The sequence below is a fragment of the Pseudomonas putida genome (genome assembly GCF_026625125.1).
GTDB lineage: Bacteria > Pseudomonadota > Gammaproteobacteria > Pseudomonadales > Pseudomonadaceae > Aquipseudomonas > Aquipseudomonas putida_X.
Map to the genome: position 1 here is coordinate 441,406 of NZ_CP113097.1, position 22,219 is coordinate 463,624.

Here is a 22,219-nt window from a genome sequence, read left to right on the forward strand (position 1 = left end):
GATTCTGCTCAACGGCCATGCGCCTGCGGCAGGCCCTTGGAGCGGGCGGGGTGCTCTGTGACGAATGCGCGCAGCCAACTGATTTGGCGAGGCATTTGCGCAGACCACCTGTCTGGTTTTGCAACGTTTCTATTCGGGATCACGGTTTCCAAGATGCTTTTATAACACCTGATGCAGTGGGGGTATTCCACCAATTGCTCGGGAAAAGACTGATTAGCCTCCACAGCCGCACTGCCCGGAGCATTCGTGCAATGAGTTCTGCCTCCCTTACCAAACCCCCCGCCGAGAGGGTACGGGTCAATCGCGTGGTGTTTTACACCTCCGCGCTGATGATCCTCGTTCTGACTGCCTTGCTTATCGCTGTTCCCGAAACCGCCGGTCAGGTACTGGGCGTGGCCCAGAAGTGGCTGACACGCACCTTCGGCTGGTACTACATGCTGGTGATCTGCGGTTACCTGCTGTTCGTCGTTTACCTGGCGTTCTCCGACTACGGCAAGCTCAAGCTTGGCGGCAAGGATGACCAGCCCGACTTCAGCTACGGGGCCTGGGCCGGCATGCTGTTCTCCTCCGGTATCGGTATCTCGCTGCTGTACTTCGGCGCCTCTGAGCCGCTGGACCACTACTTCAATCCGCCGGAAGGCACCCCTGCCAGCCTCGAGGCCGCGCGCCAGGGCCTGCAACTGACCTTCCTGCACTGGGGGCTGCATGGCTGGGCGATCTACGCCCTGGTCGGGCTGGCCGTAGGCTACTTCGCCTACCGCCACAACCAGCCGCTGGCACTGCGCTCGGCCCTGTATCCGCTGGTCGGTGAGCGTTGGGTCAGAGGGGCCGCCGGTAATGCCGTGGACATCTTCGGCATGTTCGTCACCTTGCTGGGCCTGGTGACCAACCTCGGGATCGGCGCGATGCAGGTGTCTTCGGGCCTTGAATACCTGTTCGGCATGGACCATAGCCAGACCAACCTGCTGGTGGTGATTCTGGTCATGGCCGGGGTGGCCACGGTGGCCGCGGTGTCGGGTGTGGAAAACGGCATTCGCCGCCTGTCCAACCTGAACATCATGCTGTTCAGTGGCTTGCTGATCTTCGTGCTGCTGGGCGGCGAGACCCTGCACCTGCTCAACGGCCTAGTGCAGAACGTCGGCGACTACCTCAACGGCATCGTGCTGAAGACCTTCGACCTTTATGTCTACGAAGGCGAGGCCGGCAAATCTGAGCGTTGGTTGGGCCTGTGGACCGTGTTCTACTGGGCGTGGTGGATCTCCTGGGGCCCGTTCGTGGGCATGTTCATTGCCCGGATCTCCAAGGGCCGTACCGTGCGCCAACTGGTCTGCGGCGTACTGCTGATTCCGTTGGGCTTCACCCTGGCCTGGTTGTCGATCTTCGGTAATACCGCGCTTGACCTGGTGATCAACCAGGGCGCTGTGGAGCTGGGCAAGACCGCGCTGGAGCAGCCGTCGATGTCGATCTACCAGCTGCTGGAATATTTCCCAGCCGCCAAGATCGTGATCGGTGTGGCGGTGTTCGTCGGCTTCGTGCTGTTCCTTACCCCGGCCGACTCCGGCGCGGTGATGATGGCCAACCTGTCATGCAAAGGTGGCAAGGTCGACGAAGATGCCCCGCACTGGATGGTGGTGTTCTGGTCGGTGATCATCACCCTGGTCACCATCGGCCTGCTGTTCGCCGGTAACTTCGAAGCCATGCAGACCATGGTGGTGCTGGCGGGCCTGCCGTTCTCGGTGGTGCTGGTGCTGTTCATGTTCGGCCTGTACAAGGCCATGAAGCAGGACGTTGCCGTGGAGCAGGAGCGTGCCGAGCTGGCTGCCCGCGGCCGCCGCGGTTTCAGCGAGCGCTTGAGCCAGCTTGAGCTGCAACCGACCCAGGCTGTGGTGCAGCGCTTCATGGACAAGCAAGTCAGCCCGGCCCTCAAAGAGGCGGCCGAACAGCTGCGCACCCTGGGCTTCGATGTCGAGAGCCGTGTTGGCCAATCGCGCAACATGATGGGCCTGCGGGTGATGATGGAAGAGGGCAACCCTTTCGTTTACGAAGTGAGCCTGGACGGTTACATGGCCGCACCGAGCGAGGCGCCGGTCGAAGGCGAGCCCGAGGTGCGCCAGCGCTTCTATCGCGCCGAAGTGTACCTGCACGATGGCAGCCAGGAGTACGACCTGATGGGCTTCGCGCCCGAGCAGATCGTGCGTGATGTACTGGACCAGTTCGAGAGCCATCGACAGTTGCTGGGCCGCGTGTACAGCTGACGCGGCTAGCCCTTGCGCGGCCGGATGCCTGGCCGCGCAAGGGCTACAGCTTTATGTAACGCAGCGTACCCAGCCCCTTGGCACATCCTTGCGCTCCATTTGCCGCGAGGAAGCCGCCCATGCCCATCCAGCCAAGTGCTGTTCCTGATTTTCGTCGGTCAGTCGCTGCCGAGTTTCTCGATCGTCCCACCTTGCGTAGCGTTCTGAGCCAGCAGGTTCTCGAATTGCTGGTCCCCTGGCATGCCGCGCTGGCGGGTGCCGGGCTGCCCGATGCCGAAGCGCTCATACTCAACATTCCTGCCCAAATTGCGTCCGGCCCACAGACCTACGATGCCTGGACACCCCGGCCACTGTTGGAGGTCATGCTTGAAGCATTGCACGCCCGTCAGCCACTGGCGTCGTTGGGGGCTAATGGTGGGGATTTCCTGCTGGCGGTCCGGGAGCCATGGTTCCTGCGTGACCAGGCGGGTAACCCGTTGCCGTTCGGGACGATCTCAATCGGCGCCCAAATGGCTGCGCTGGATGACCTGCTGCTCATGCTCGCGGACCGCTTCTGCCAAGCGCAGGTCGATTTCTGGAAGGCGCCAGGCAGTCAGGGCGTAAGCCGTGACCTGTGGCTGCAGCACCTGCTCAAGAGGGCGTTGTTGCACAATTTGCCACTGCAGGGGCTGGACCAACAGCAACGTCAGTGCTTGCTGAGCCTGCTGAAGAGTCACGGCGCCACACCTGCGGTATTTCTGGTCCAGGTGCAACTCGATAACGATGTTCAGTGGCTGCCCAACCTGCTGGTCAGTGGCGAGTGGGACGAGCGCAAAGTGTTTTTGTGGTGCGCCCCCTCCAGCCTGGTGAAGGCATTTGACTCGCTCGATCTGTTTGCTGAAGCGTTAAGGGCCGAGCTTGCTGAGCATCAGCGCTTCAAGGCCATGGTATGGCACCGCTATGAGCTCGAAGGCGACGTTTTTGCCCAGCAAAGCAGCCTGTTGCTGGAGATCATGCTCGATGACATCGCACGTTTGCGTTATGCCGCGTTGCCAGAGGGTTCGTTGCTTGAAAGGGGCTTTGCTGCCCTGAGTGACCCCGCGCGCTGGTTCATCGAAGGTTACGGCCAGGCCAGTGATGCACAGATCCCGCTGCCACCAGGCCTGCGCCATGGCAGTGCGGCGAATGGTTTTGCCTATCAGCGGGGCGTGTTCGAACTGGCGTTGGCGCAGGCTCAGTCCGAAGGCGTTGGGGCGCTCGATGATGTGCTCGATTTGCGCAGTTTCACCCGGCGGGAGTTGCGCACGCTGATGCTTGCCGATTTTCCGCTCGAAGCCAATTATTTCCCGGATGATCTGCTCCTGCACCTGCCCACCCATGTCGGCTCGCCCGGTGGTGCTGGCGTCGGGCCGGGTGGTTGGACGACTGAACCCCACAGCATGAGCTTGACCGAGTTCGCCATCGGTAATCTCTGGTCGCTTCATAACGCGCAGCTTACCGGCATCACCCATTGTGAAAACCAGTTGATCATGGACTGGATGAACGTCGACTACGTCAAGTCGCTGGTGCAGCGGGTCGACATCGGCAAGCACTACCCCGTTTACGTCGCGCAGAAGCTGGACGACCCCGCTACACAACCCGAGCGGATCAAACGCTTTGGCCGTGAATGGCGGTGTTCACTGCTGTTCAGCGCGCTCTATGCCCGCATGCAGGGCGAGCTGAGCGACGCCGGCTTGCAGTGCGTTACAGACTTTTGCCATGGCTACCTTGACCCGCAATTGCCAGCGCTGATGTTGATGCCGCTGGCCTTCAAGCGCGGGGCGGGCGAGGTCGAGCCCGATTCCGTCAGTGGCATGTATGTCCTGTTCGCCACGGAGCCTGCACGGGTTTTGCTGTATCGGCCGCTGTACAGCGCAAAGCCTCTGCTGGAGTTTGCCAGCCTGGACCTGATGATGGACGCAATCCGCAGGCCCGGGCCATTGCAGGACAGCATCCTTGCGTGGATGCCGTCGGCCTCGCGTGCCGTCTACGCCTATGGCGGCTTCTACGAGCCGCATTGGTCAGGGCCTATCCTGGACAGCCAGCTACTGCCTGCGCGAGGGTACCCGCCAACATTTGCAGCGCAGTTCTGGCGTGATGAGGTCGATGCAAGACTGTACAAGGCCAATCGCGACCTGTTGGTTGAGTTGGCTGACCGCGAGTCGGTTTCCAACGCCGAGAGTCGCTGGGCGATTCTCGTTCAGGGGGCCTGGCTGTTGTTCGATGTGGTGACGTTGATCTTGCGTGGGCCTGTTGCCAGCGTTGCCTGGCTGGTCCAGGCCATTGCCGGGTTGCACAACGACCTGTCGGCCTTGCGCGATGGCAGTGCGTTCGAGCGCAGTACCGCTGTGGTCGACGTGTTGCTCAATGCTTGCATGGCCTTGATGCATTTGCGTTTACCGCAGTTCCCCCTGGGCGAGCCTGTACGCAACCTTCCCCGCCGGAGCGCAATGCCCGCATTGGGTGATGCAGAAGCACTGGTGGCGCCCGTACAAGGCAAGGTCGCTGCGCCGGGAGTGCTGGCGCAACATGGCTCGACCCGGCTGGATTTTTCCTGGCGCGGCACTCAGGGGTTCAATGTGCTGTCGCCGCAGCAGCGCACCGTGGTGTTCGGCCTGCGCGTCGAGCAATCGCTGGAAGGCCTGGAACCGCTTGCAGAGGGGCCTGGCCGCGGGTTGTACCGCGTGGGTGAGCACTACTACCTCACGCTGGGTGATGGGGTATACCGGGCCACCTTTGAGGAGCAAGGCCTGCGTATGGTCGGTGCCGACGGTGCCATGGGGCCCTGGTTGGCGTTCGAGCACGGCCAATGGCGTGTAGATCGTGGTTTGCGCTTGCGTGGCGGCATGCCACGCAGCCGCCTTGAAGCCTTGAAAGAGGAGAACCGCAAGAAAGCCGAACAACTCAAGAACGAAGAAGCTGAATTGGCCCGCCATCACAATGCGCTGGCCGAAACCCTGAACAGGCATCGCGACCTGCTCAATGAGAAGGACGAGCGCATCGCGGTGCTGGAAGCGGTGACTGAACCGGACGAGTTGACGCTGCGCGAGCTTGAATTGACCCGGCGCCTGCGCAAGCAGATCAATCTGAAAGTCATCTACGAAGTCAAAGGCGTGGTCGAGGCTTCACTCAAGCATGAGCAAGTGGTCAACAGCCTGTACAACATGCGCCATGACGATGCAGCCTACAGCATCGCCCTCACCGCGCAGCGCAGCCTGATCCGCCAGAGCCTGATCGAGAATATGTCCATCTTCTACAACGAGATGGCCATGATCATCAACGCAGAGGACCTGGAAAACCTCGCCCAGCAGCTTGTCATCCACCCAGAGAGTGAGGCCGAGATCAGCCAGTACCTGCAATTTCGCTCTGCCTTGGAGCAGGTCATCAAATGGGAGGTGGATCTGGTCGACATGTCCCGGTTGCTGGACACGCTGCTCGAAGAAACCCTCAAAGACGACACGTTCGTGTTCAGGAACGAAGACACGCAAGCGCGCATCAACAAAGGCCACGAGCTCAAGAGCACCATCGAGGCGCGGCGGTTGTCGGCCATCGACCTTGATTTCCGTCTGCTTCAAGACCTGGCCGAAGCCAGCCTGGAAAGACGGGCCGATGTCGAGGAGCGGGTGTTATCGCAATACCTCGACTACCTGGCCGGCGACAGCCTGAAGAGCGCGGGCAACGCGCATGGCGACCTGGCGGGAAGCGAGCTGTCGCTGGCCGAGCGGATCGAGGTGTTGACCGGCATCCTGGAGGGCTACGAGGAGGCTGCGGCAATGGCCGACTACCTGGGCAGTGTGGGCGGCGCGGCGATCAGGCAGGAGTCGCTGCAACTGTACAAGAAAACCTTGCACGGATTGCAGCGCGCTGCCCAAGGCGACCTCGCCCAGGCAGTGCGCGAGCACGAACTCAGCGAGCCTGCCCCACCGCGTCCGACGGTCTATGCCCCGCGCGGTGGGCGGCGCCAGCTGGTCAGGACTCACCGCGGGCGCAAGGTGCTCGCTCAGGAAGTCGAGGTGGATGGTGTCGCCCTCGTCCAGCAACGCGATGAGCGTACCCAGCATGTACTCAAGACCTTCCACCAGCGTGGTGGCGAGTGGGTCGAGGATGCGCCGCAACCTACAGCGTCAGAGCCGCCATTCTCCCCACTGGAACCTCGCCTGGCGCGCAAGCGTGCACAGGCCCTGCTTGCAGAGGTCGAGCGGATCACCAAGCTGGCCAGAAGCTTCTTTCAGGCAGAGCAGCCTAACAGTCTGGCCACGGTCATCGACGGGCACCTGGACAAAATGCGCAATGCCCTGAGCACGTTGCCAAGGATGAGCCCCGAAGATGCCTTGTTCGAAAGTCTGGGTGAGGGTATCGAGCGCTTGCAGGCTACCCGCCGCGACCTGTTGACCGGTATCTATCTGTCCACCGATCACCCCGACGCCCGCAGCCTGCAATTTCTGCTCGACAACCACCAGGTCACTGTCCAGCGCGCCGGGCCACGCAAGGCATTGGCAGCAGGTGATTACCTGGATGTCTACGAGGTCAGGCGCCAGCCGCGGGCCGGCCAGGTTCAGGGTGATGGGCTGTGGGAGGCACACTTCCACTACCCGGACATCGGCACCCCGGGGCGGCAGTTCAGCAAAGGGCACCTGAAACTGTGGGCGCAGCGCAAACTGGGACGCCTGGCGCAACTGCGGGCTGCGACCAGCGGCGAAGACCTGGTCGCTATTTACCGGGGAGATTTACGCCTGACCCAGGTGGAGGGGCTGATCCCCTTCGACTGAATGGCTCAGCGATTGCTGTAGCGGCCGTGCTTGCCATGGGCAGGCATGGCCTGATTGCCGCGTTCTGCAATCATCTGTGCCAGTGATACCAGCTCGATGCCCTGGCTGCGCAGCCGGGGCATTTCCTGTTCCAGCACCTGCAGGGTTTGCGGGTAAGGGTGCCCGATCAGCACCGCCGAGCCTTGCCGACGTGCCAGTGCCACGCCTTGCTGCAGCTGTGCGGTGATGGCCTCTGTGGTACGGACGTCGTCCAGAAACACGTCACGCGAGACGTGCCCAAGGGCCTGTGCCTGGGCCTCGGCGGCAGCGACGGTGGCAGCACTGGTGCGGCTGTCCACGAAAAACAGATGCCGCCGCTGAAGTTCACCCATCAGCCAGGTCATGGCGCTACGCTGGGCGGTCATGCGGCTGCCCATGTGGTTGTTGATGCCGGCGGCGTAGGGCACCTTGGCCAAGGCCGCGTCCAATCGCCTGGCGAGCTCTGGTAGGGCGATCTCCGGGTGCCAGGCATAGGGCCCGGTGGCGGGGTCCATGGGCATGTGCAGGATTACCGTCTTGCCTGCCTGGTGCGCCTGGCGGGCGAACTCGGTGGCGTGTGGGGTATCCGGCATGATCGCCATCGTCACAGGGCCAGGCAGCGCGAGCGTCCTGCTGTCGCGCTCGGTGCTCTGGCCCAGGTCGTCGATGATGATGCTCATGTAGGCCTTGCTGGCCGGGGCCGCGTGGGCACATGCGGCTGCCAGGCACAACAGCACGGGCAGCAGATACCGCAGCGGATGAATCATTTGCCGGAGGTGATGTTCAGCCCCTTGAGCAGGCTGAGCGCCTGGCTCAGCTGGAAGTCATCGTCCTGCGGGCGCTCCTTGCGCTTGCTGCTGCCGGTCGGGCGGTCAGCACCCCCGTTGCCGTTGCCCAGGTGGCCCTGCAGGTCGGCTTCCTTGAAGTTCTCGGTATCCACCTCTGCGGTGAGCTTGGCCGGGCGCACCTCGATGTCCGGGACGATGCCCTGTGCCTGGATCGAACGGCCATTGGGGGTGAAGTAAAGCGCGGTGGTGAGCTTCAGGGCTCGGTCGTTGGCCAGCGGCAGCACGGTCTGGACCGAGCCTTTTCCGAAGCTGTCGGTGCCCATCAGCACGGCGCGTTTCTGGTCTTGCAGGGCGCCGGCGACGATTTCCGAGGCCGAGGCGCTGCCGCCGTTGATCAGCACTACCAATGGCACGGCCTCACTGGCATCGGCCGGATCAGCGGAGAAGCGCAGTTCGGAGTTGGCGATACGGCCTTTGGTGTACACGATCAGGCCCTTGGTCAGGAAGTGGTCGGCCACTTCCACCGCCGACTGGAGCACGCCACCGGGGTTGTTGCGCAGGTCCAGCACAACGCCGCGCAGTTTCTTGCCATTGTCCTTGCGCAACTTGGCCAATGCTTTGCCCACTTCGTCCCCGGTCTTGACCTGGAACTGGGTGATGCGGATGTAGCCGTAGTCGTTTTCCAGCAACTGGCTTTTCACGCTCTTGACCTGGATCACGGCACGGACCAGGTTCACATCGAACGGGGTGCCGCCGTCACGTACCAGGGTCAGGGTGATCTTCTCGCCGACTTTGCCGCGCATCTTGTCGACCGCTTCGGTCATGCTCTGGCCACGGGTTGGCGCACCGTTGATCTTGACGATCAGGTCGCCAGCCTGCACGCCAGCGCGCGAGGCGGGGGTGTCATCGATGGGCGAGACCACCTTGACGAAGCCGTCTTCCTGGCCAACTTCGATACCCAGGCCACCGAACTCGCCACTGGTGCTTTCCTGCAGCTCCTGGAAGTCCTCTGGGCCAAGGTAGGCCGAATGTGGATCGAGGTTGCTGAGCATGCCTTTGATGGCGTTCTCCAGCAGCGTCTTGTCGTCTACCGGCTCGACATAGGCCGCTTTGATGCGGTCCATGACCTCGGCGAAGGTGCGCAGCTCTTCCAGTGGCAGCGGCGCCCTGGCGGTCACCTCGGTGGCTGGCACCGCGGCAGGCTTGGCCGGCGCCGGCTCGGCAGCGATGGCCAAAGGCATACCAGTCGCCAGGGCGATGGTCAGGGCCAGCTGGGTGAGACGAGGCGAGTGCAGCATGTCGAACGAACTCCTGATCCTGTAGGCGCTCCTTGGGGAGCATCGGCCCAGCGTGGGGCGCCAGGCCGTAAAAAAGTGACTAGGGTTGAAGCTTAACCTCTGCACCACTGGGAAGGGTCGGTGGGCCGGCCCTGCTGGCGGATGGCGAAGTACAAGCCGGCGGCATCCTGGCCGCCGCTGTCGCCAACGGTGGAAATGGCCTCGCCGGCCTTGACGATGTCTCCGGCGCTCTTGAGCAGGCTCTGGTTGTGGCCGTACAGGCTCAGGTAACCATTACCATGGTCGAGAATGACCAGAAGTCCAGCGCCGCGCAACCAGTCGGCGAACACCACGCGCCCGCCGTGCACGGCGCGTACCTGGGTGCCGGGGTTGGCGCTGATCATCACACCGTCCCACTTGGCTCGGGCATCGCTGCCACGGGCTTCACCGAAACGTGCCAGCAATCGACCATTGACCGGCCACGGAAGTTTGCCCCGTGCGGCAGAAAAAGCACCGCCGTAGGTTGTGCTGTCGCTGGACACCAAGGGGCCGAGGGTGGTGCGCGCCTTTTTTGGTGGTTCGCTGTCCTGCTGTGCGGTCAACGCTTGCTGCTGTCGGCGCTTCTGGGCCTCCTGCTCGGCCAGCAGGGCCTTCTTGCGCGCCTCCTCGGCCTCACGGGCCTGGCGAGCCAAGGTTTCCTCGATGGTCTTGAGCACCTTGGCAAGGTCCGCCTGGTCCTGTTCACGGGCCTGCAGCTTCTTGTCGCGGTCTTTCATGTCACTGTTGAGCTTGGCCAGTACCTGCTGACGCTTGCCACGCTCGGCTTCCAGGGCCTGGCGGCGGCTGTCGAGGTCGGCGCGCTGGGCCAGCAACTGCTCTTGCTGGCGGGAAATGTCCTGTTCGACATTGGCCAGCTGGCGCAGGGTTTCGTTGAAGGCACGCAGTTGCTCCGTGCGCGCCTTGCTCAGGTAGTCGTAGTAGCTGAGGGTGCGGGCGAACTTCTCTGGGTTCTGCTGGTTGAGCAGCAGCTTGAGGTATTCCTCGCGGCCATTGTTCTGGTAGGCGGAGCGCGCCTGAATGGCGATCAGTCGTTGTTGTTCAATGCGCGAGCTCTGGAGTTTTTTTTTCTCGGTATCAAGGCGCTCCAGCTCGCCCTCGGTCTTTTTTAGTTGTTGCTGCAGAGCCTCCACCTGCTTTTCGAGGTTGCCGATGTCGGTTTCGGTGGCTTTGAGGTCTTTCTGCACGCCGGATTTTTCTTCCTGGAGCTTGCCCAGCGTCTTCTTGAGCTCGGCGATGTCCTGGCGGGTGGCGTCCAGTTGTTGCTGGGTCTGAGCGCGCTCGTCGGCGAAGGCCGGGCTGAGCAGGCAAGACAGGGCTAGGAAGATCAGGGCGCGAAGCATGAGGTTGGGCGTACCAAGGATGGAGACTGGCCTAGTATGCCCGCCCGGGCCTGCAAAAAAAACGCCTCACGGCGTCAGCGGTAAGTTTCAAGCTACAAGCCGCAAGAAAAAGCGGGTGTTGGGTCAATACCGGTAGTCAAGCGCTTTGGGGCCGCTTTGCGCCCCATCGCCGGCAAGCCGGCTCCCACCGGTACAGCGCAAGCCTCAAGAGCTGCGCAGTCCCTGTGGGAGCCGGCTTGCCGGCGATGGGCTGCGTAGCACCCCCAAATAGCTAACTGCCTGGCACAAGACTCCAGGCTTTCTCTTGCAGCTTGCAGCTTGCAGCTTACCCGTCGACCAAAATCGAGCTACCCGTCATCTCCGCAGGCTTTTCCAGCCCCAGCAGCTTGAGCATGGTCGGCGCCACGTCGGCCAGCACGCCGCCCTCGCGAACCTTGACCTGGCGTTTGCCGACATAGATGAAAGGCACCGGCTCGGTGGTGTGGGCCGTGTGCGCCTGGCCGGTGCACTCGTCTTCCATCTGCTCGACGTTGCCGTGGTCTGCGGTGATCAGCGCTTCGCCGCCCACCTTGTCCAAGGCCTCGACGATGCGACCGACACAGCCATCCAGGGCTTCGACGGCCTTGACCGCGGCTTCGAACACGCCGGTATGGCCGACCATGTCACCGTTGGCGTAATTCACCACGATCACGTCATAGCGCTGCTGCTCGATGGCCTCGACGATGCGGTCGGTGACCTCTGGGGCGCTCATCTCCGGCTGCAGGTCGTAAGTGGCGACTTTCGGCGATGGGATCAGAATGCGCTCTTCGCCTTCGAACGGCTCTTCGCGCCCCCCGGAGAAGAAGAACGTGACGTGTGCATACTTCTCGGTCTCGGCGATGCGCAGTTGGGTCTTGCCGTTCTTGGCCAGGTACTCACCCAGCACGTTGTTCAGGCTGGCCGGGGCAAACGCCGCAGGGGCGGGGATTTTCGCCGAGTACTGGGTCAGGCCGATGTAGGCAGCCAGTTTGGGCAGGCGGGCCCGTGGGAACTCGTTGAAATCGGCTTCGACGAACACGCGCGACAGCTCACGGGCGCGGTCGGCGCGGAAGTTCATGAAAATCACGGCATCGCCATCTTCGACCTTTACCGCTTCGCCGATACGCGTGGCCTTGACGAACTCGTCGCTCTCGCCACGCATATAGGCCGCTTCGAGCCCGGCAGTGGCGCTGTCTGCGGTGTGTTCGGCAACGCTGTCGACGATCAGGTTGTAGGCAGCACTGACGCGGTCCCAGCGGTTGTCGCGGTCCATCGCGTAGTAACGGCCGATGAGGCTGGCGATACGGCCTTTGCCGAGCTTGGCAAAGGTCGAATCGAGCAGCTCGATGGACGACTGCGCGCTGCGTGGCGGGGTGTCACGACCGTCGAGGAATGCGTGCAGGTAGATCTTTTCGGCACCCCGCTGCGCGGCCAGTTCGGCCATGGCAATCAGGTGGTCCTGGTGGCTGTGGACGCCGCCGTCGGAGAGCAGGCCGAGAATGTGCACGGCCTTGCCGGCACCTGCAGCCTGGTCCACCGCGCCTGTCAGCACCGGGTTTTCGAAGAACTCGCCGTCGCGGATGGCCTTGGTCACGCGGGTGAAGTCCTGGTAGACGACACGACCGGCGCCCAGGTTCATGTGACCGACTTCGGAGTTGCCCATCTGCCCGTCCGGCAGGCCGACATCCATCCCCGAACCGGAAATCAGGCCATGCGGCGCTGTGGCGCGCAGGCGATCATAGACCGGCGTGTTGGCGGCGTAGATGGCGTTGTATTCGGGGCTTTCGCTGTGGCCGAAGCCATCCAGGATGATCAGGACCAGGGGTTTGGGCGTACTCGTCATCAATCAAACTCACGGTTGTTCAAAGATGATAAAGACACGCATTTTAGGGCAAATGCGCCACCTGCGGCGAATATTCGTCCTGTTCCCTGACCAGCGTGGCGCCCGCAGCAACATGAAGGTAGCTTCGCCGCCGGCCTGTCGGGCTTTGGCGGTGTTGGGGGGCTGTGTATACTGGCCGGCATTTTCAATCGCCTGGAACACCGCTGATGGTTGCTCACCTGATTCAATTCGCGACAGATCACTACATCCTGGTTGCGATCTTCGTTGTTCTGCTGGTCCTGCTGCTGCTCAATGAAATCCGCCGCGGCGGCCAGAGCCTGAGCAATGGCCAACTGACCGCTCTGGTCAACGCCGAGAAAGGCCTTGTCATCGATATCCGCCCTGCCAAGGAATACTCCGCCGGCCACATCGTCGGTGCTGTGAACATCCCGCAGGACAAGGTCGCCACTCGCATGAGCGAACTGGACAAGCACAAAGAGAAGACCCTGATCGTCGTCGACGCGATGGGCCAGCAGTCCGGCACCATCTGCCGCGAACTGCTCAAGGCTGGTTACAACGCCGCCAAGCTGAGCGGTGGCGTTTCCAGCTGGAAAGCCGATAACCTGCCCCTGGTGAAGTGATATGAACGACGTCATCGTCTACTCCAGCGACTACTGCCCCTACTGCATGCGCGCCAAGTACCTGCTCCAGAGCAAGGGCGTGGCCTTCGAGGAAATCAAGGTCGACGGCCAGCCGCAAGTGCGCGCCGAGATGAGCCAGAAGGCCGGCCGGACTTCGGTGCCGCAGATCTGGATCGGCAGTACCCATGTCGGTGGTTGCGATGACCTCTACGCCCTGGAGCGCGCCGGCAAGCTCGACGCGCTGCTCAAGGCCTGATTTGCACTGCATTCAAAAACATTAGGATAAGGATCTGCCATGACTGACCAACAGACCAACGGCGCAGCAGCCGAAGACAACAGCCCTCAGTTCTCCATGCAGCGTATCTACGTGCGCGACCTGTCGTTCGAGGCCCCGAAAAGCCCGCAGATCTTCCGTCAGACCTGGGAGCCGAGCGTTGCCCTGGACCTGAACACCAAGCAGAAAGCCCTGGAAGGCGACTTCCACGAGGTGGTGCTGACCCTGTCGGTAACCGTCAAGAATGGTGACGAAGTGGCGTTCATCGCCGAAGTTCAGCAGGCCGGTATCTTCCTGATCAAGAACCTCGACGCCTCTTCCATGAGCCACACCCTGGGTGCGTTCTGCCCGAACATCCTGTTCCCGTACGCCCGCGAGACCCTGGATAGCCTGGTGACCCGTGGTTCGTTCCCGGCCCTGATGCTGTCGCCGGTCAACTTCGACGCCCTGTACGCGCAAGAGATGCAGCGCATGCAGGAAGCCGGCGAAGCGCCGACCGTGCAGTAAGCGCGGCCGGTATCGAAAAGCGCCTCTCGGGGCGCTTTTTTGTTGCCTGTTCGGGCCTTCATCGCGGGCAAGCCCGCTCAGGTGTGGCGTCAGGTGTTGAACAAGGCCGGCGCCAGGTCCGGTACAGGCACTGCATCAGCTCCCGGCAAACCCTTGCTGGCGCCACGCCTCATACACCGTCACCGCGACAGTGTTGGACAGGTTCAGGCTGCGGCATCCAGGCCTCATCGGCAGGCGCAGGCGCTGTTCGGCCGGCAGGCTGTCCAGCACCTCGGCGGGCAGGCCGCGGCTCTCGGGCCCGAACAGGAAGGCATCGCCGGGCTGGTAGGCGACTTCATGAAAGGGGTGCGAGCCCTTGGTGGTGAAGGCGAACAGCCGTGGGTTGCCAAGGCTTTCCAGGCATCCGGCCAGGCTTTCGTGGCGCTTGAGCGTGGCATACTCGTGGTAGTCCAGCCCTGCACGGCGCAGCCGTTTGTCGTCCAGCTCGAAGCTGATCGGTTCGATCAGGTGCAGGTCGCAACCGCTGTTGGCGCAGAGGCGAATGATGTTGCCGGTATTCGGCGGAATTTCAGGTTGAAAAAGGATGACGTGAAACATGCACGGCTCCAAGCATGAAGATGGTGCACATTCTACCCCCGAACCCGAGTCGCGTTCGAAGGCCTTGCCGCGTGTGATGCTTTCGCTGGCGATCGTCGGCGTGATGGTCGGCCTGATGATCGGCCGCCTCACCACCCCAGAAGAGCGCGTGCTCGAGCAGGTGGAGGTGGTGCAGGATGGGTTGGACCTGTGGTTCAGCGACGAGCCGAAGCTGCATGGCGAGAATGTCGAGGGGGCTGTCGCTGTACTGTTCCAGGCCCAGGGCAAGGCCCAGCGCGGGCAACTGACCCTGCAGGGCAAGCCGGTGAGCTGGCGTTTGCAGAAAACTGACGAAGGGTTGCTGCTGAGCGTGATTGCCGCGCGCCCTCTGCGTGGCGAATGGGCCGGTGCAGAGGACGCGGGGCGCTGGCGGGTGCGGGTGCGGGTGCACGAATAAAAGAGGGGATGTCCCGGCCTGCCTGTACCAGGGTCCCCAAAGCTTGCGTTACTGCGTGTAAAAGAGGGATTCCCGGCCTGCCTGTACCGAGGTCCCCAAAGCTTGCGTCACTGCGTATAAAAGAGGGGATTCCCGGCCTGCCTGTACCGAGGTCCCCAAAGCTTGCGTTACTGCGTGTAAAAGAGGGGACTCCCGGCCTGCCTGTACCGAGATCCCCAAAGCTTGCGTTACTGCGTATAAAAGAGGGGTTCACCCGGCCTGCCTGTACCGAGGCCCCCGAAACTGGAGATGTAGTACCTATTGCAGGTGGCGTGCCAGTTTTGAAAGTCCGGAAACATTGGGTTTCAGGGCGATCTGGCCGGGTTTTGAGGGGATTTGTGCCTTGGCGCGGTGCAGTTGGCACAGCTTCGGTGCATGGGCCAGAAATGGCTGGGGCCGCAAAGCGGCCCCAACGGTGTTACTGAGTCAGCGGGAAGTCAGTGATCATCGCCCTCATCGTCATCCCCGCCATCGACGTTCATCCCCAGTTCCTTGATCTTGCGGGTCAGGGTATTGCGCCCCCACCCCAGCAGCACTGCGGCATCCCGGCGACGCCCGGCAGTGTGCTTGAGCGCTGTCTCGATCATGATCCGTTCGAAGCTGGGCACGGCGCTGTCGAGCAGGTTGGATTGCCCTCGGGCCAAGGCCTGGTCGGCCCATTGGCGCAGCGCCTGCTCCCAGTTGGTTACCGGTGCCGCGTCCTGCGGGAGGTTGAGCAGCTCGGGTGGCAGGTCGCCGACCAGCACTTCGCGGCTGGACGCCATGACGGTGATCCAGCGGCAGGTGTTTTCCAGCTGGCGGACGTTGCCAGGCCATGGCAGGTTGCGGATGAATTCTTCGGTTTCCGGCTTGAGCAGCTTCGGCTCGACGGCCAGCTCCTGAGCCGCGCGGCCCAGGAAGTGGCGGGCCAGTGCTGGGATGTCCTCGCGGCGGTCGGCCAGGCGCGGGATATGAATACGGATTACGTTCAGGCGATGGAACAAGTCTTCACGGAACTTGCCAGCCTGTACCAGTGACTCGAGATTTTGATGGGTCGCAGCGATGATTCGCACATCGACCTTCACGGGCACATGGCCGCCCACACGGTAGAACTCGCCATCGGCCAGTACACGCAGCAGGCGTGTCTGAGTATCGGCAGGCATGTCTCCGATTTCGTCGAGGAACAAGGTGCCGCCGTCCGCTTGCTCGAAGCGGCCGCGTCGCAAGTTGGCCGCGCCGGTGAAGGCGCCTTTTTCATGGCCGAACAGCTCCGACTCCATCAGGTCCTTGGGAATGGCGGCCATGTTCAAGGCAATGAACGGTGAGGCAGCCCGCGGGCTGTGGCGGTGCAGGGCGTGCGCCACCAGCTCCTTGCCGGTACCGGACTCGCCGTTGATCAGTACGGTGATGTTGGAGTGGCTCAGCCGACCAATGGCACGGAACACCTCCTGCATCGCCGGAGCTTCACCGATGATTTCCGGGGTACGAGCCAGGGCCTGGGGCACATCGAGGCCTTGCTGTTCCTGCGCATGCTGGTTGGCGCGCTTGACCAGCGAGACCGCCTCATCGACGTCGAACGGTTTGGGCAGGTACTCGAAAGCACCGCCCTGGTACGACGCGACTGCGCTGTCCAGGTCGGAATGGGCGGTCATGATGATGACCGGCAGACGCGGGTGTTGGTCGCGAATCTGTGCCAGCAGGTCGAGGCCGCTGGCGCCCGGCATGCGAATGTCGGAAATGATCACGTCCGGCTGTTGCCGGGCCAGGCGGCCCATCACCCCATCGGCGCTGTCGAAGCTCTGGGTGGTCATACCCTCCTGCTGCAGGGCTTTTTCCAGGACCCAGCGGATGGAGCGATCATCGTCGACGATCCATACGGTTTCACTTCGGCTCATGAGGCGGTGGCTCCTTGTTCCAGTGGCAGGAAGATCGAAAAGGCCGTGTGGCCGGCGTGGCTTTCACACTCGATCAGGCCCTGGTGCTGGCTGATGATGTTCTGGGTAATGGCCAGGCCCAGCCCGGTACCGTCCGGGCGGCCACTGACCATGGGATAGAAGAGCGTGTCTTGCAGTTCACTGGGGATGCCGGGGCCGTTATCGATGATCTCGACGCGGGCCACCAGGCGGTGGCGTACATGGCCGATGGTGAACTGGCGCATCGCGCGGCTGCGCAGGGTGATGCGGCCCAGGCGCAACTCGTTCTGCGAGCTGATCGCCTGCATCGCGTTGCGCACGATATTCAGCACCGCCTGGATCATCTGCTCGCGGTCGATCAGTACGTCCGGCAGGCTCGGGTCATAGTCACGCACCAAAGTGATGCATCCTTGGCTTTCTGCGTCGACCAGGCTGCAGACCCGCTCAAGGACTTCGTGAATGTTGGTCATGGCCAGCGATGGCAGCTTGTTCGAACCGAGCATGCGGTCGACCAGGTTGCGCAGGCGATCGGCCTCTTCGATGATCACATTGGTGTAGTCGCGCAGGCCATCTTCGGGCAATTCCCGGGCCAGCAGTTGCGCCGCGCCACGGATGCCGCCCAGCGGGTTCTTGATCTCGTGGGCGAGGCCGCGGACCAGCATCTTGGTGGTTTCCTGCTTGCTCAGCTGGGCTTCTTCCTTGGTGATGCGCAGCAGGCGGTCACGCGGGTGTACCTCCAGCAGCAGCAGGGTGTTGCCCTGGTGCAAGATGGGTGTCACGGCATAGTCGACCGTGATGGTCTGCCCGGTCAGCGAGGTCAGTTGGGCTTCGCGCTTGGTGAACGGGTGCGCCTGTTCGACCGCCTGGCGCAGCGAGTTGAGCGCCTCGGACGATTCGGTGAACAGTTCACTGATGAACTGCCCATGGCTGCGCTGGCCACTCACGGCCAGGAGCATTTCCGCAGCCGGGTTCATGTACTCCAGGCGCAGCTCGGCGTTGAGCAGGAGCGTAGCTGTGGTCAGGTTGTCCAGAAGCAGACGGTGCTGTGCATCGCTGATGGTCATAAGGCGTCGTTGACCTCTTTTGGCGCTGGCGGGTCCTTGGTAGGGCCAAGGACGAGCGCGCTATGGATCCGCTGATGCCTGGAAAATGCAAGAAACAAACCAAGGCTCCGAAAAGAAGCGGAATTCTCTGATAAAGACCTGTAATTGCGCTTATTCGGAACAGAAGACTCTGATTTACCGTTTCACGTGACCTGTTTTGGTGTGATCGGCGGCGCAATGCGTGACATTGCGCACCAATATAGAGCATAGCCGTGGCTAGTGGTCGACACACAGCTGTGAGGTGGCGCGCACCAGCGCCTGGTGGCGTAAAGGGTCGTTGGTGCGTCGCGCCAGGGCGCGGGCGAGTTCTTGCCTGCAGTCTGGGTAACGTTGCTGGTCAAACCGGGCCAGTTCGAACAGGAGCGTCGCCTGGAGTTGGTCCAGGCGGGGGCGAATCTGGTTGGCAAGGTCGAGCGGTTTGGCCGGCGGGCGTTGCCCTAGCATTGCCCAGCGATCGCGCAGGGTGTACTGGATCAGCTTGTTGGCTTCGATCTGGTCAGCGAAGAACGCAGCGGCGCGCTCAGGGCTCAGGTCGTAGTCCGGTGCCATCTGTTGGACACCTGACAGCACCTGCCGCTCGCGTTCGGGGGCCTCCACGGGCAGGTGGTGGTCCCATTTGTGTACCGCTACCGAGGTGGCCAGGTCCAGGCGCTGCTCGATGCTGGAAAGCAAGGGTTGGAATTCGGGTTCAGAAGGTGATGATGCCTGGCAGCCGAGAAGGCCGAAGGTGATGACGAGCACAAAGGTGGCGCGTTGCATGGTGATCTCCTGTGGATGGAGACCTGATTGTGGATTTGGATGGCGAGTTCTGCTTGTAGGATGCGTCCGATTCGCGCAGTCGAAAAACAAAAACGGCCTTCAGAAGAAGGCCGTTTTCGGTGATTTCATCGACGCCAGGCGCCGATCAGATCAGCAGCTGTAGTACAGCTCGTATTCCAGCGGGTGCACGAAGGTACGGACTTTGATCTCTTCTTCGGACTTCAGCTCGATGAAGGCATCGATGAAGTCGTCGGAGAACACGCCGCCCTTGGTCAGGAACGCACGGCCTTTATCCAGCTCTTCCAGCGCTTCTTTCAGGCTGCCGCAAACTTGCGGGATATCTTTCGCCTCTTCAGGCGGCAGGTCGTACAGGTTCTTGTCGGCAGCATCGCCTGGGTGAATCTTGTTCTGGATACCGTCCAGGCCAGCCATCAGCAGGGCGGCGAAAGCCAGGTACGGGTTGGCCGATGGGTCCGGGAAGCGCGCTTCGATACGGCGGGCTTTAGGGCTGCCGACGTAAGGAATGCGGATCGAGGCCGAACGGTTACGTGCCGAGTAGGCCAGCATTACCGGGGCTTCGAAGCCTGGAACCAGACGCTTGTAGGAGTTGGTCGACGGGTTGGTGAAGCCGTTCAGTGCCTTACCGTGCTTGATGATACCGCCGATGAAGTACAGGGCAGTTTCGGACAGACCGGCATAGCCTTCACCCGCGAAGGTGTTCTTGCCTTCTTTCCAGATCGACATATGCACGTGCATACCCGAGCCGTTGTCGCCGTACAGTGGCTTCGGCATGAAGGTGGCGGTACGGCCGTATGCGTCGGCAACGTTGTGCACGACATACTTCAGGGCCTGTACTTCGTCAGCTTTCTTCACCAGGGTGTTGAACTTGACGCCGATTTCGTTCTGGCCGGCAGTCGCCACTTCATGGTGGTGAACTTCAACGGTCTGGCCCATTTCTTCCAGTGCGTTGCACATGGCAGTACGGATTTCGTGGTCGTGGTCGAACGGCGGAACTGGGAAGTAGCCACCTTTGACGCCTGGACGGTGGCCTTTGTTGCCGCCTTCCACGTCAGCGCCAGTCATCCACGAGCCTTGCTCGGAGAAGATCTTGAACATCGAGCCGGAGATGTCCGACTGGAACTTCACTTCGTCGAAGATGAAGAACTCAGGCTCTGGGCCGGCGAAGACGGTGTCACCGATGCCGGTGCTCTTGAGGTACTCTTCAGCGCGCTTGGCGATTGCGCGTGGGTCGCGATCGTAGCCCTGCATGCTCGAAGGGTCGACGATGTCGCAGGTGATGATCAGGGTCGGCTCTTCGGTGAACGGGTCCAGGACGGCGGTCTCGTCAACCGGCATCAGGATCATGTCGGAGGCTTCGATGCCTTTCCAGCCAGCGATGGAGGAACCGTCGAACATCTTGCCGACTTCGAAGAAGTCTTCGTCCAGGCCATCACGCGCTGGCATGGTCACGTGATGCTGAGTGCCTTTGGTGTCCGTGAAACGCAGATCAATCCACTTGACGTCATGATCTTTGATGAGTTGAACCGACTTCGACATGTTGTCCTCCGGATGGTCTAGAGCGCGGTGGGCCGCTGCCCTGGAAAAAAGGGTGTTGCCGGGCGCGGATAGTCGGCCAAGCTTACCTGCCTCACAAGGGAGCAAATTGCATGCCAGTGCCCGAAAATGGCGAGGCCGGGATAAAAAGGGGCGTTTACGGGCATTCGAGGCCGGGTTGTCGGGGAAAAGTGCACCCTTACGATGCGGTTTTTGTTACTGGCGCACCAATTGCGTGCACAGTTTGGGCCGTGTGCTTCCTTTAGGGGCTTAGTCGCCGGCACGCCGGCTCGCACAGATCAGGCGCCGGTCGTGAGGCCTGCCGATGTCCCCCAGGCGCTGGCTTGCCGGCGATGAGGCCAGTACCGGCAATATAAATCCGACCTTCTGTACAAAAGTTGGTCAAATCCTGAGCAATTTCCGATATAATTCGCGCCCCTCATTTTTCGGCAGGCCCTGCGCGCGCTGTTAACCAATGAAACTTATCGTCAAAGTCTTCCCAGAAATCACCATCAAGAGCCGGCCGGTGCGCAAGCGCTTCATCCGCCAGCTCGGCAAGAACATCCGCAACGTGCTCAAGGACCTCGACCCTGAGCTCGCGGTCGATGGTGTCTGGGACAACCTCGAAGTGGTCACCCGCGTCGAAGACGAAAAAGTCCAGCGCGAGATGATCGAGCGCCTCACCTGCACCCCGGGGATCACCCACTTCCTGCAGGTAGAGGAATACCCGCTCGGTGACTTCGACGATATCGTCGCCAAGTGCAAGCAGCACTTCGGTCACTTGCTGGCCGGCAAGTATTTCGCCGTGCGCTGCAAGCGGGGCGGCCACCATGACTTCACCTCGATGGACGTCGACCGTTACGTGGGTAGCCAGCTGCGCCAGCAGTGCGGCGCCGCCGGCATCGAGCTCAAGCAGCCTGAAGTGACGGTGCGCATCGAAATCCGCAACCAGCGCCTGTACGTGATCCACAATCAGCATCAAGGCATCGGCGGCTACCCGCTGGGGGCCCTTGAGCAGACCCTGGTGCTAATGTCCGGCGGTTTCGACTCCACCGTGGCGGCCTACCAGATGATGCGTCGCGGCCTGATGACCCATTTCTGCTTCTTCAACCTCGGCGGCCGCGCCCACGAACTGGGCGTGATGGAAGTGGCCCACTACCTGTGGAAAAAGTACGGCAGCAGCCAGCGCGTACTGTTCATCAGCGTGCCGTTCGAAGAAGTGGTCGGCGAGATCCTCAACAAGGTCGACAACAGCTACATGGGCGTGACCCTCAAGCGCATGATGCTGCGCGGCGCTGCGCGCATGGCCGATCGTCTGGAAATCGATGCGCTGGTCACCGGCGAGGCGATCTCCCAGGTGTCCAGCCAGACGCTGCCGAACCTGTCGATCATCGACTCGGCCACCGACAAGCTGGTGCTGCGCCCGTTGCTGGCCAGCCACAAGCAGGACATCATCGACCAGGCCAACGAAATCGGCACCGCCGACTTCGCCAAGCACATGCCTGAATATTGCGGCGTGATCTCGGTGAACCCCACCACCCATGCCAAGCGTCACCGCATGGAGCATGAAGAGAAGCAGTTCGACATGGCCGTGCTGGAGCGCGCCCTCGAACGTGCCAAGTTCATCTCGATCGACCACGTGATCGACGAGCTGGGCAAGGACGTGGAAATCGAGGAAGTCAGCGAAGCATTGCCAGGCCAGATCGTGATCGACATCCGCCACCCTGACGCCCAGGAAGACGAGCCTTTGGTGCTCGAGGGTATCGAAGTTCAGGTGATGCCGTTCTACGCGATCAACAGCAAGTTCAAGCAGCTGGATGAAACCCGCCAGTACTTGCTGTATTGCGACAAAGGTGTGATGAGCCGATTGCACGCACACCACCTGCTCAGTGAGGGACATGCCAATGTGCGTGTTTATCGTCCGGCATAAGACCCCAGGGCTGTATGGCGGCAGCATCCGCCATCGCCCTCCCGACCGCCGGGCCCGCTGAGCCTTTTACCTTCATATTGGCCGCCTAGACTGGCGGCAACCGAATCCTCTGATCGAGATAC

General features: G+C 61.9%; 16 protein-coding genes. 7 read left to right on the forward strand and 9 right to left on the reverse strand.

Features of this window, described 5'->3' with window-relative positions; all coding sequences use genetic code 11:
* The first annotated feature begins 329 nt into the window (after positions 1-329).
* Positions 330-2,255, forward strand: a complete 1,926-nt coding sequence (locus tag OSW16_RS02110) for a BCCT family transporter (protein WP_418942225.1) — start codon at positions 330-332, stop codon at positions 2,253-2,255.
* Between the two features lie 119 nt (positions 2,256-2,374).
* Positions 2,375-7,042, forward strand: coding sequence for a dermonecrotic toxin domain-containing protein (locus OSW16_RS02115; protein ID WP_267820403.1), 4,668 nt, complete (start codon positions 2,375-2,377; stop codon positions 7,040-7,042).
* Between the two features lie 5 nt (positions 7,043-7,047).
* Here OSW16_RS02115 and OSW16_RS02120 read toward each other — a convergent pair whose 3' ends face one another.
* The 4 genes from OSW16_RS02120 to gpmI form a co-directional block, all read right to left on the reverse strand.
* Positions 7,048-7,815 carry a divergent polysaccharide deacetylase family protein gene (locus tag OSW16_RS02120; RefSeq protein WP_267824167.1) on the reverse strand — a complete coding sequence of 256 codons (768 nt, stop codon included), beginning with the start codon at positions 7,813-7,815 and terminating at the stop codon, positions 7,048-7,050.
* An 8-nt stretch (positions 7,816-7,823) separates the two neighbouring features.
* Positions 7,824-9,146, reverse strand: a complete 1,323-nt coding sequence (locus OSW16_RS02125) for a S41 family peptidase (RefSeq protein WP_267820405.1) — start codon at positions 9,144-9,146, stop codon at positions 7,824-7,826.
* Positions 9,147-9,238: 92 nt separating this feature from the next.
* Positions 9,239-10,525: a murein hydrolase activator EnvC family protein gene (locus OSW16_RS02130; RefSeq protein WP_241805163.1), complete on the reverse strand. Its 1,287-nt coding sequence runs from the start codon at positions 10,523-10,525 to the stop codon at positions 9,239-9,241.
* A 325-nt stretch (positions 10,526-10,850) separates the two neighbouring features.
* Positions 10,851-12,386, reverse strand: a complete 1,536-nt coding sequence (gene gpmI, locus OSW16_RS02135; protein ID WP_267820408.1) for a 2,3-bisphosphoglycerate-independent phosphoglycerate mutase — start codon at positions 12,384-12,386, stop codon at positions 10,851-10,853.
* 206 nt (positions 12,387-12,592) lie between these two features.
* Here gpmI and OSW16_RS02140 point away from each other — a divergent pair, with 206 nt between their 5' ends.
* From OSW16_RS02140 to secB, 3 genes are read left to right on the forward strand one after another with little or no spacing between them, the layout of a single operon-like run.
* Positions 12,593-13,006: a rhodanese-like domain-containing protein gene (locus OSW16_RS02140; RefSeq protein ID WP_241805166.1), complete on the forward strand. Its 414-nt coding sequence runs from the start codon at positions 12,593-12,595 to the stop codon at positions 13,004-13,006.
* A gap of 1 nt (position 13,007) precedes the next feature.
* Positions 13,008-13,262 carry a glutaredoxin 3 gene (grxC, locus tag OSW16_RS02145; RefSeq protein ID WP_267820411.1) on the forward strand — a complete coding sequence of 85 codons (255 nt, stop codon included), beginning with the start codon at positions 13,008-13,010 and terminating at the stop codon, positions 13,260-13,262.
* A gap of 39 nt (positions 13,263-13,301) precedes the next feature.
* Positions 13,302-13,787 (forward strand): protein-export chaperone SecB, encoded by a 486-nt coding sequence (gene secB / locus OSW16_RS02150; RefSeq protein WP_012312355.1) that lies wholly within the window; start codon positions 13,302-13,304, stop codon positions 13,785-13,787.
* A gap of 135 nt (positions 13,788-13,922) precedes the next feature.
* On the opposite strand, the gene trmL is transcribed toward secB, so the two are convergent.
* Positions 13,923-14,384 carry a tRNA (uridine(34)/cytosine(34)/5-carboxymethylaminomethyluridine(34)-2'-O)-methyltransferase TrmL gene (gene trmL, locus OSW16_RS02155; RefSeq protein ID WP_008093177.1) on the reverse strand — a complete coding sequence of 154 codons (462 nt, stop codon included), beginning with the start codon at positions 14,382-14,384 and terminating at the stop codon, positions 13,923-13,925.
* Here trmL and OSW16_RS02160 point away from each other — a divergent pair.
* Positions 14,383-14,820, forward strand: a complete 438-nt coding sequence (locus OSW16_RS02160) for a hypothetical protein (protein ID WP_267820415.1) — start codon at positions 14,383-14,385, stop codon at positions 14,818-14,820. The two genes, trmL and OSW16_RS02160, sit on opposite strands and share 2 nt — an antisense overlap.
* Positions 14,821-15,296: 476 nt before the next feature.
* Here the strand turns inward: OSW16_RS02160 and ntrC are convergent, their stop codons facing one another.
* The 4 genes from ntrC to glnA form a co-directional block, all read right to left on the reverse strand.
* The gene (ntrC, locus tag OSW16_RS02165) at positions 15,297-16,733 is read right to left on the reverse strand and encodes a nitrogen regulation protein NR(I) (RefSeq protein ID WP_039603934.1); all 1,437 of its coding nucleotides are present in this window, start codon (positions 16,731-16,733) and stop codon (positions 15,297-15,299) included.
* Entirely contained in the window at positions 16,730-17,815 is a 1,086-nt protein-coding gene (glnL, locus tag OSW16_RS02170) for a nitrogen regulation protein NR(II) (protein ID WP_046784991.1), read from the reverse strand. Before glnL ends, ntrC begins: the two co-directional genes overlap by 4 nt.
* Positions 17,816-18,070: 255 nt before the next feature.
* On the reverse strand, positions 18,071-18,613 hold the full coding sequence (locus OSW16_RS02175) for a chorismate mutase (RefSeq protein ID WP_267820418.1): 543 nt from the start codon (positions 18,611-18,613) through the stop codon (positions 18,071-18,073).
* A gap of 150 nt (positions 18,614-18,763) precedes the next feature.
* Positions 18,764-20,170 (reverse strand): type I glutamate--ammonia ligase, encoded by a 1,407-nt coding sequence (glnA, locus tag OSW16_RS02180; protein ID WP_060480427.1) that lies wholly within the window; start codon positions 20,168-20,170, stop codon positions 18,764-18,766.
* A gap of 472 nt (positions 20,171-20,642) precedes the next feature.
* Between glnA and thiI the strand changes: the two genes are divergently transcribed.
* A complete protein-coding gene (thiI, locus tag OSW16_RS02185; protein ID WP_267820421.1) occupies positions 20,643-22,097 on the forward strand; it encodes a tRNA uracil 4-sulfurtransferase ThiI in 1,455 nt (484 codons plus the stop codon).
* The last annotated feature ends 122 nt before the right edge of the window (positions 22,098-22,219 follow it).

Coding starts and splice junctions, on each gene's coding strand:
- OSW16_RS02110 (WP_418942225.1), top strand. CDS start 330: ATGATCCTCGTTCTGACTGCCTTGCTTATCGCTGTTCCCGAAACCGCC.
- OSW16_RS02115 (WP_267820403.1), top strand. CDS start 2,375: ATGCCCATCCAGCCAAGTGCTGTTCCTGATTTTCGTCGGTCAGTCGCT.
- OSW16_RS02125 (WP_267820405.1), bottom strand. CDS start 9,146: ATGCTGCACTCGCCTCGTCTCACCCAGCTGGCCCTGACCATCGCCCTG.
- OSW16_RS02130 (WP_241805163.1), bottom strand. CDS start 10,525: ATGCTTCGCGCCCTGATCTTCCTAGCCCTGTCTTGCCTGCTCAGCCCG.
- gpmI (WP_267820408.1), bottom strand. CDS start 12,386: ATGACGAGTACGCCCAAACCCCTGGTCCTGATCATCCTGGATGGCTTC.
- OSW16_RS02140 (WP_241805166.1), top strand. CDS start 12,593: ATGGTTGCTCACCTGATTCAATTCGCGACAGATCACTACATCCTGGTT.
- grxC (WP_267820411.1), top strand. CDS start 13,008: ATGAACGACGTCATCGTCTACTCCAGCGACTACTGCCCCTACTGCATG.
- secB (WP_012312355.1), top strand. CDS start 13,302: ATGACTGACCAACAGACCAACGGCGCAGCAGCCGAAGACAACAGCCCT.
- OSW16_RS02160 (WP_267820415.1), top strand. CDS start 14,383: ATGCACGGCTCCAAGCATGAAGATGGTGCACATTCTACCCCCGAACCC.
- trmL (WP_008093177.1), bottom strand. CDS start 14,384: ATGTTTCACGTCATCCTTTTTCAACCTGAAATTCCGCCGAATACCGGC.
- ntrC (WP_039603934.1), bottom strand. CDS start 16,733: ATGAGCCGAAGTGAAACCGTATGGATCGTCGACGATGATCGCTCCATC.
- glnL (WP_046784991.1), bottom strand. CDS start 17,815: ATGACCATCAGCGATGCACAGCACCGTCTGCTTCTGGACAACCTGACC.
- OSW16_RS02175 (WP_267820418.1), bottom strand. CDS start 18,613: ATGCAACGCGCCACCTTTGTGCTCGTCATCACCTTCGGCCTTCTCGGC.
- glnA (WP_060480427.1), bottom strand. CDS start 20,170: ATGTCGAAGTCGGTTCAACTCATCAAAGATCATGACGTCAAGTGGATT.
- thiI (WP_267820421.1), top strand. CDS start 20,643: ATGAAACTTATCGTCAAAGTCTTCCCAGAAATCACCATCAAGAGCCGG.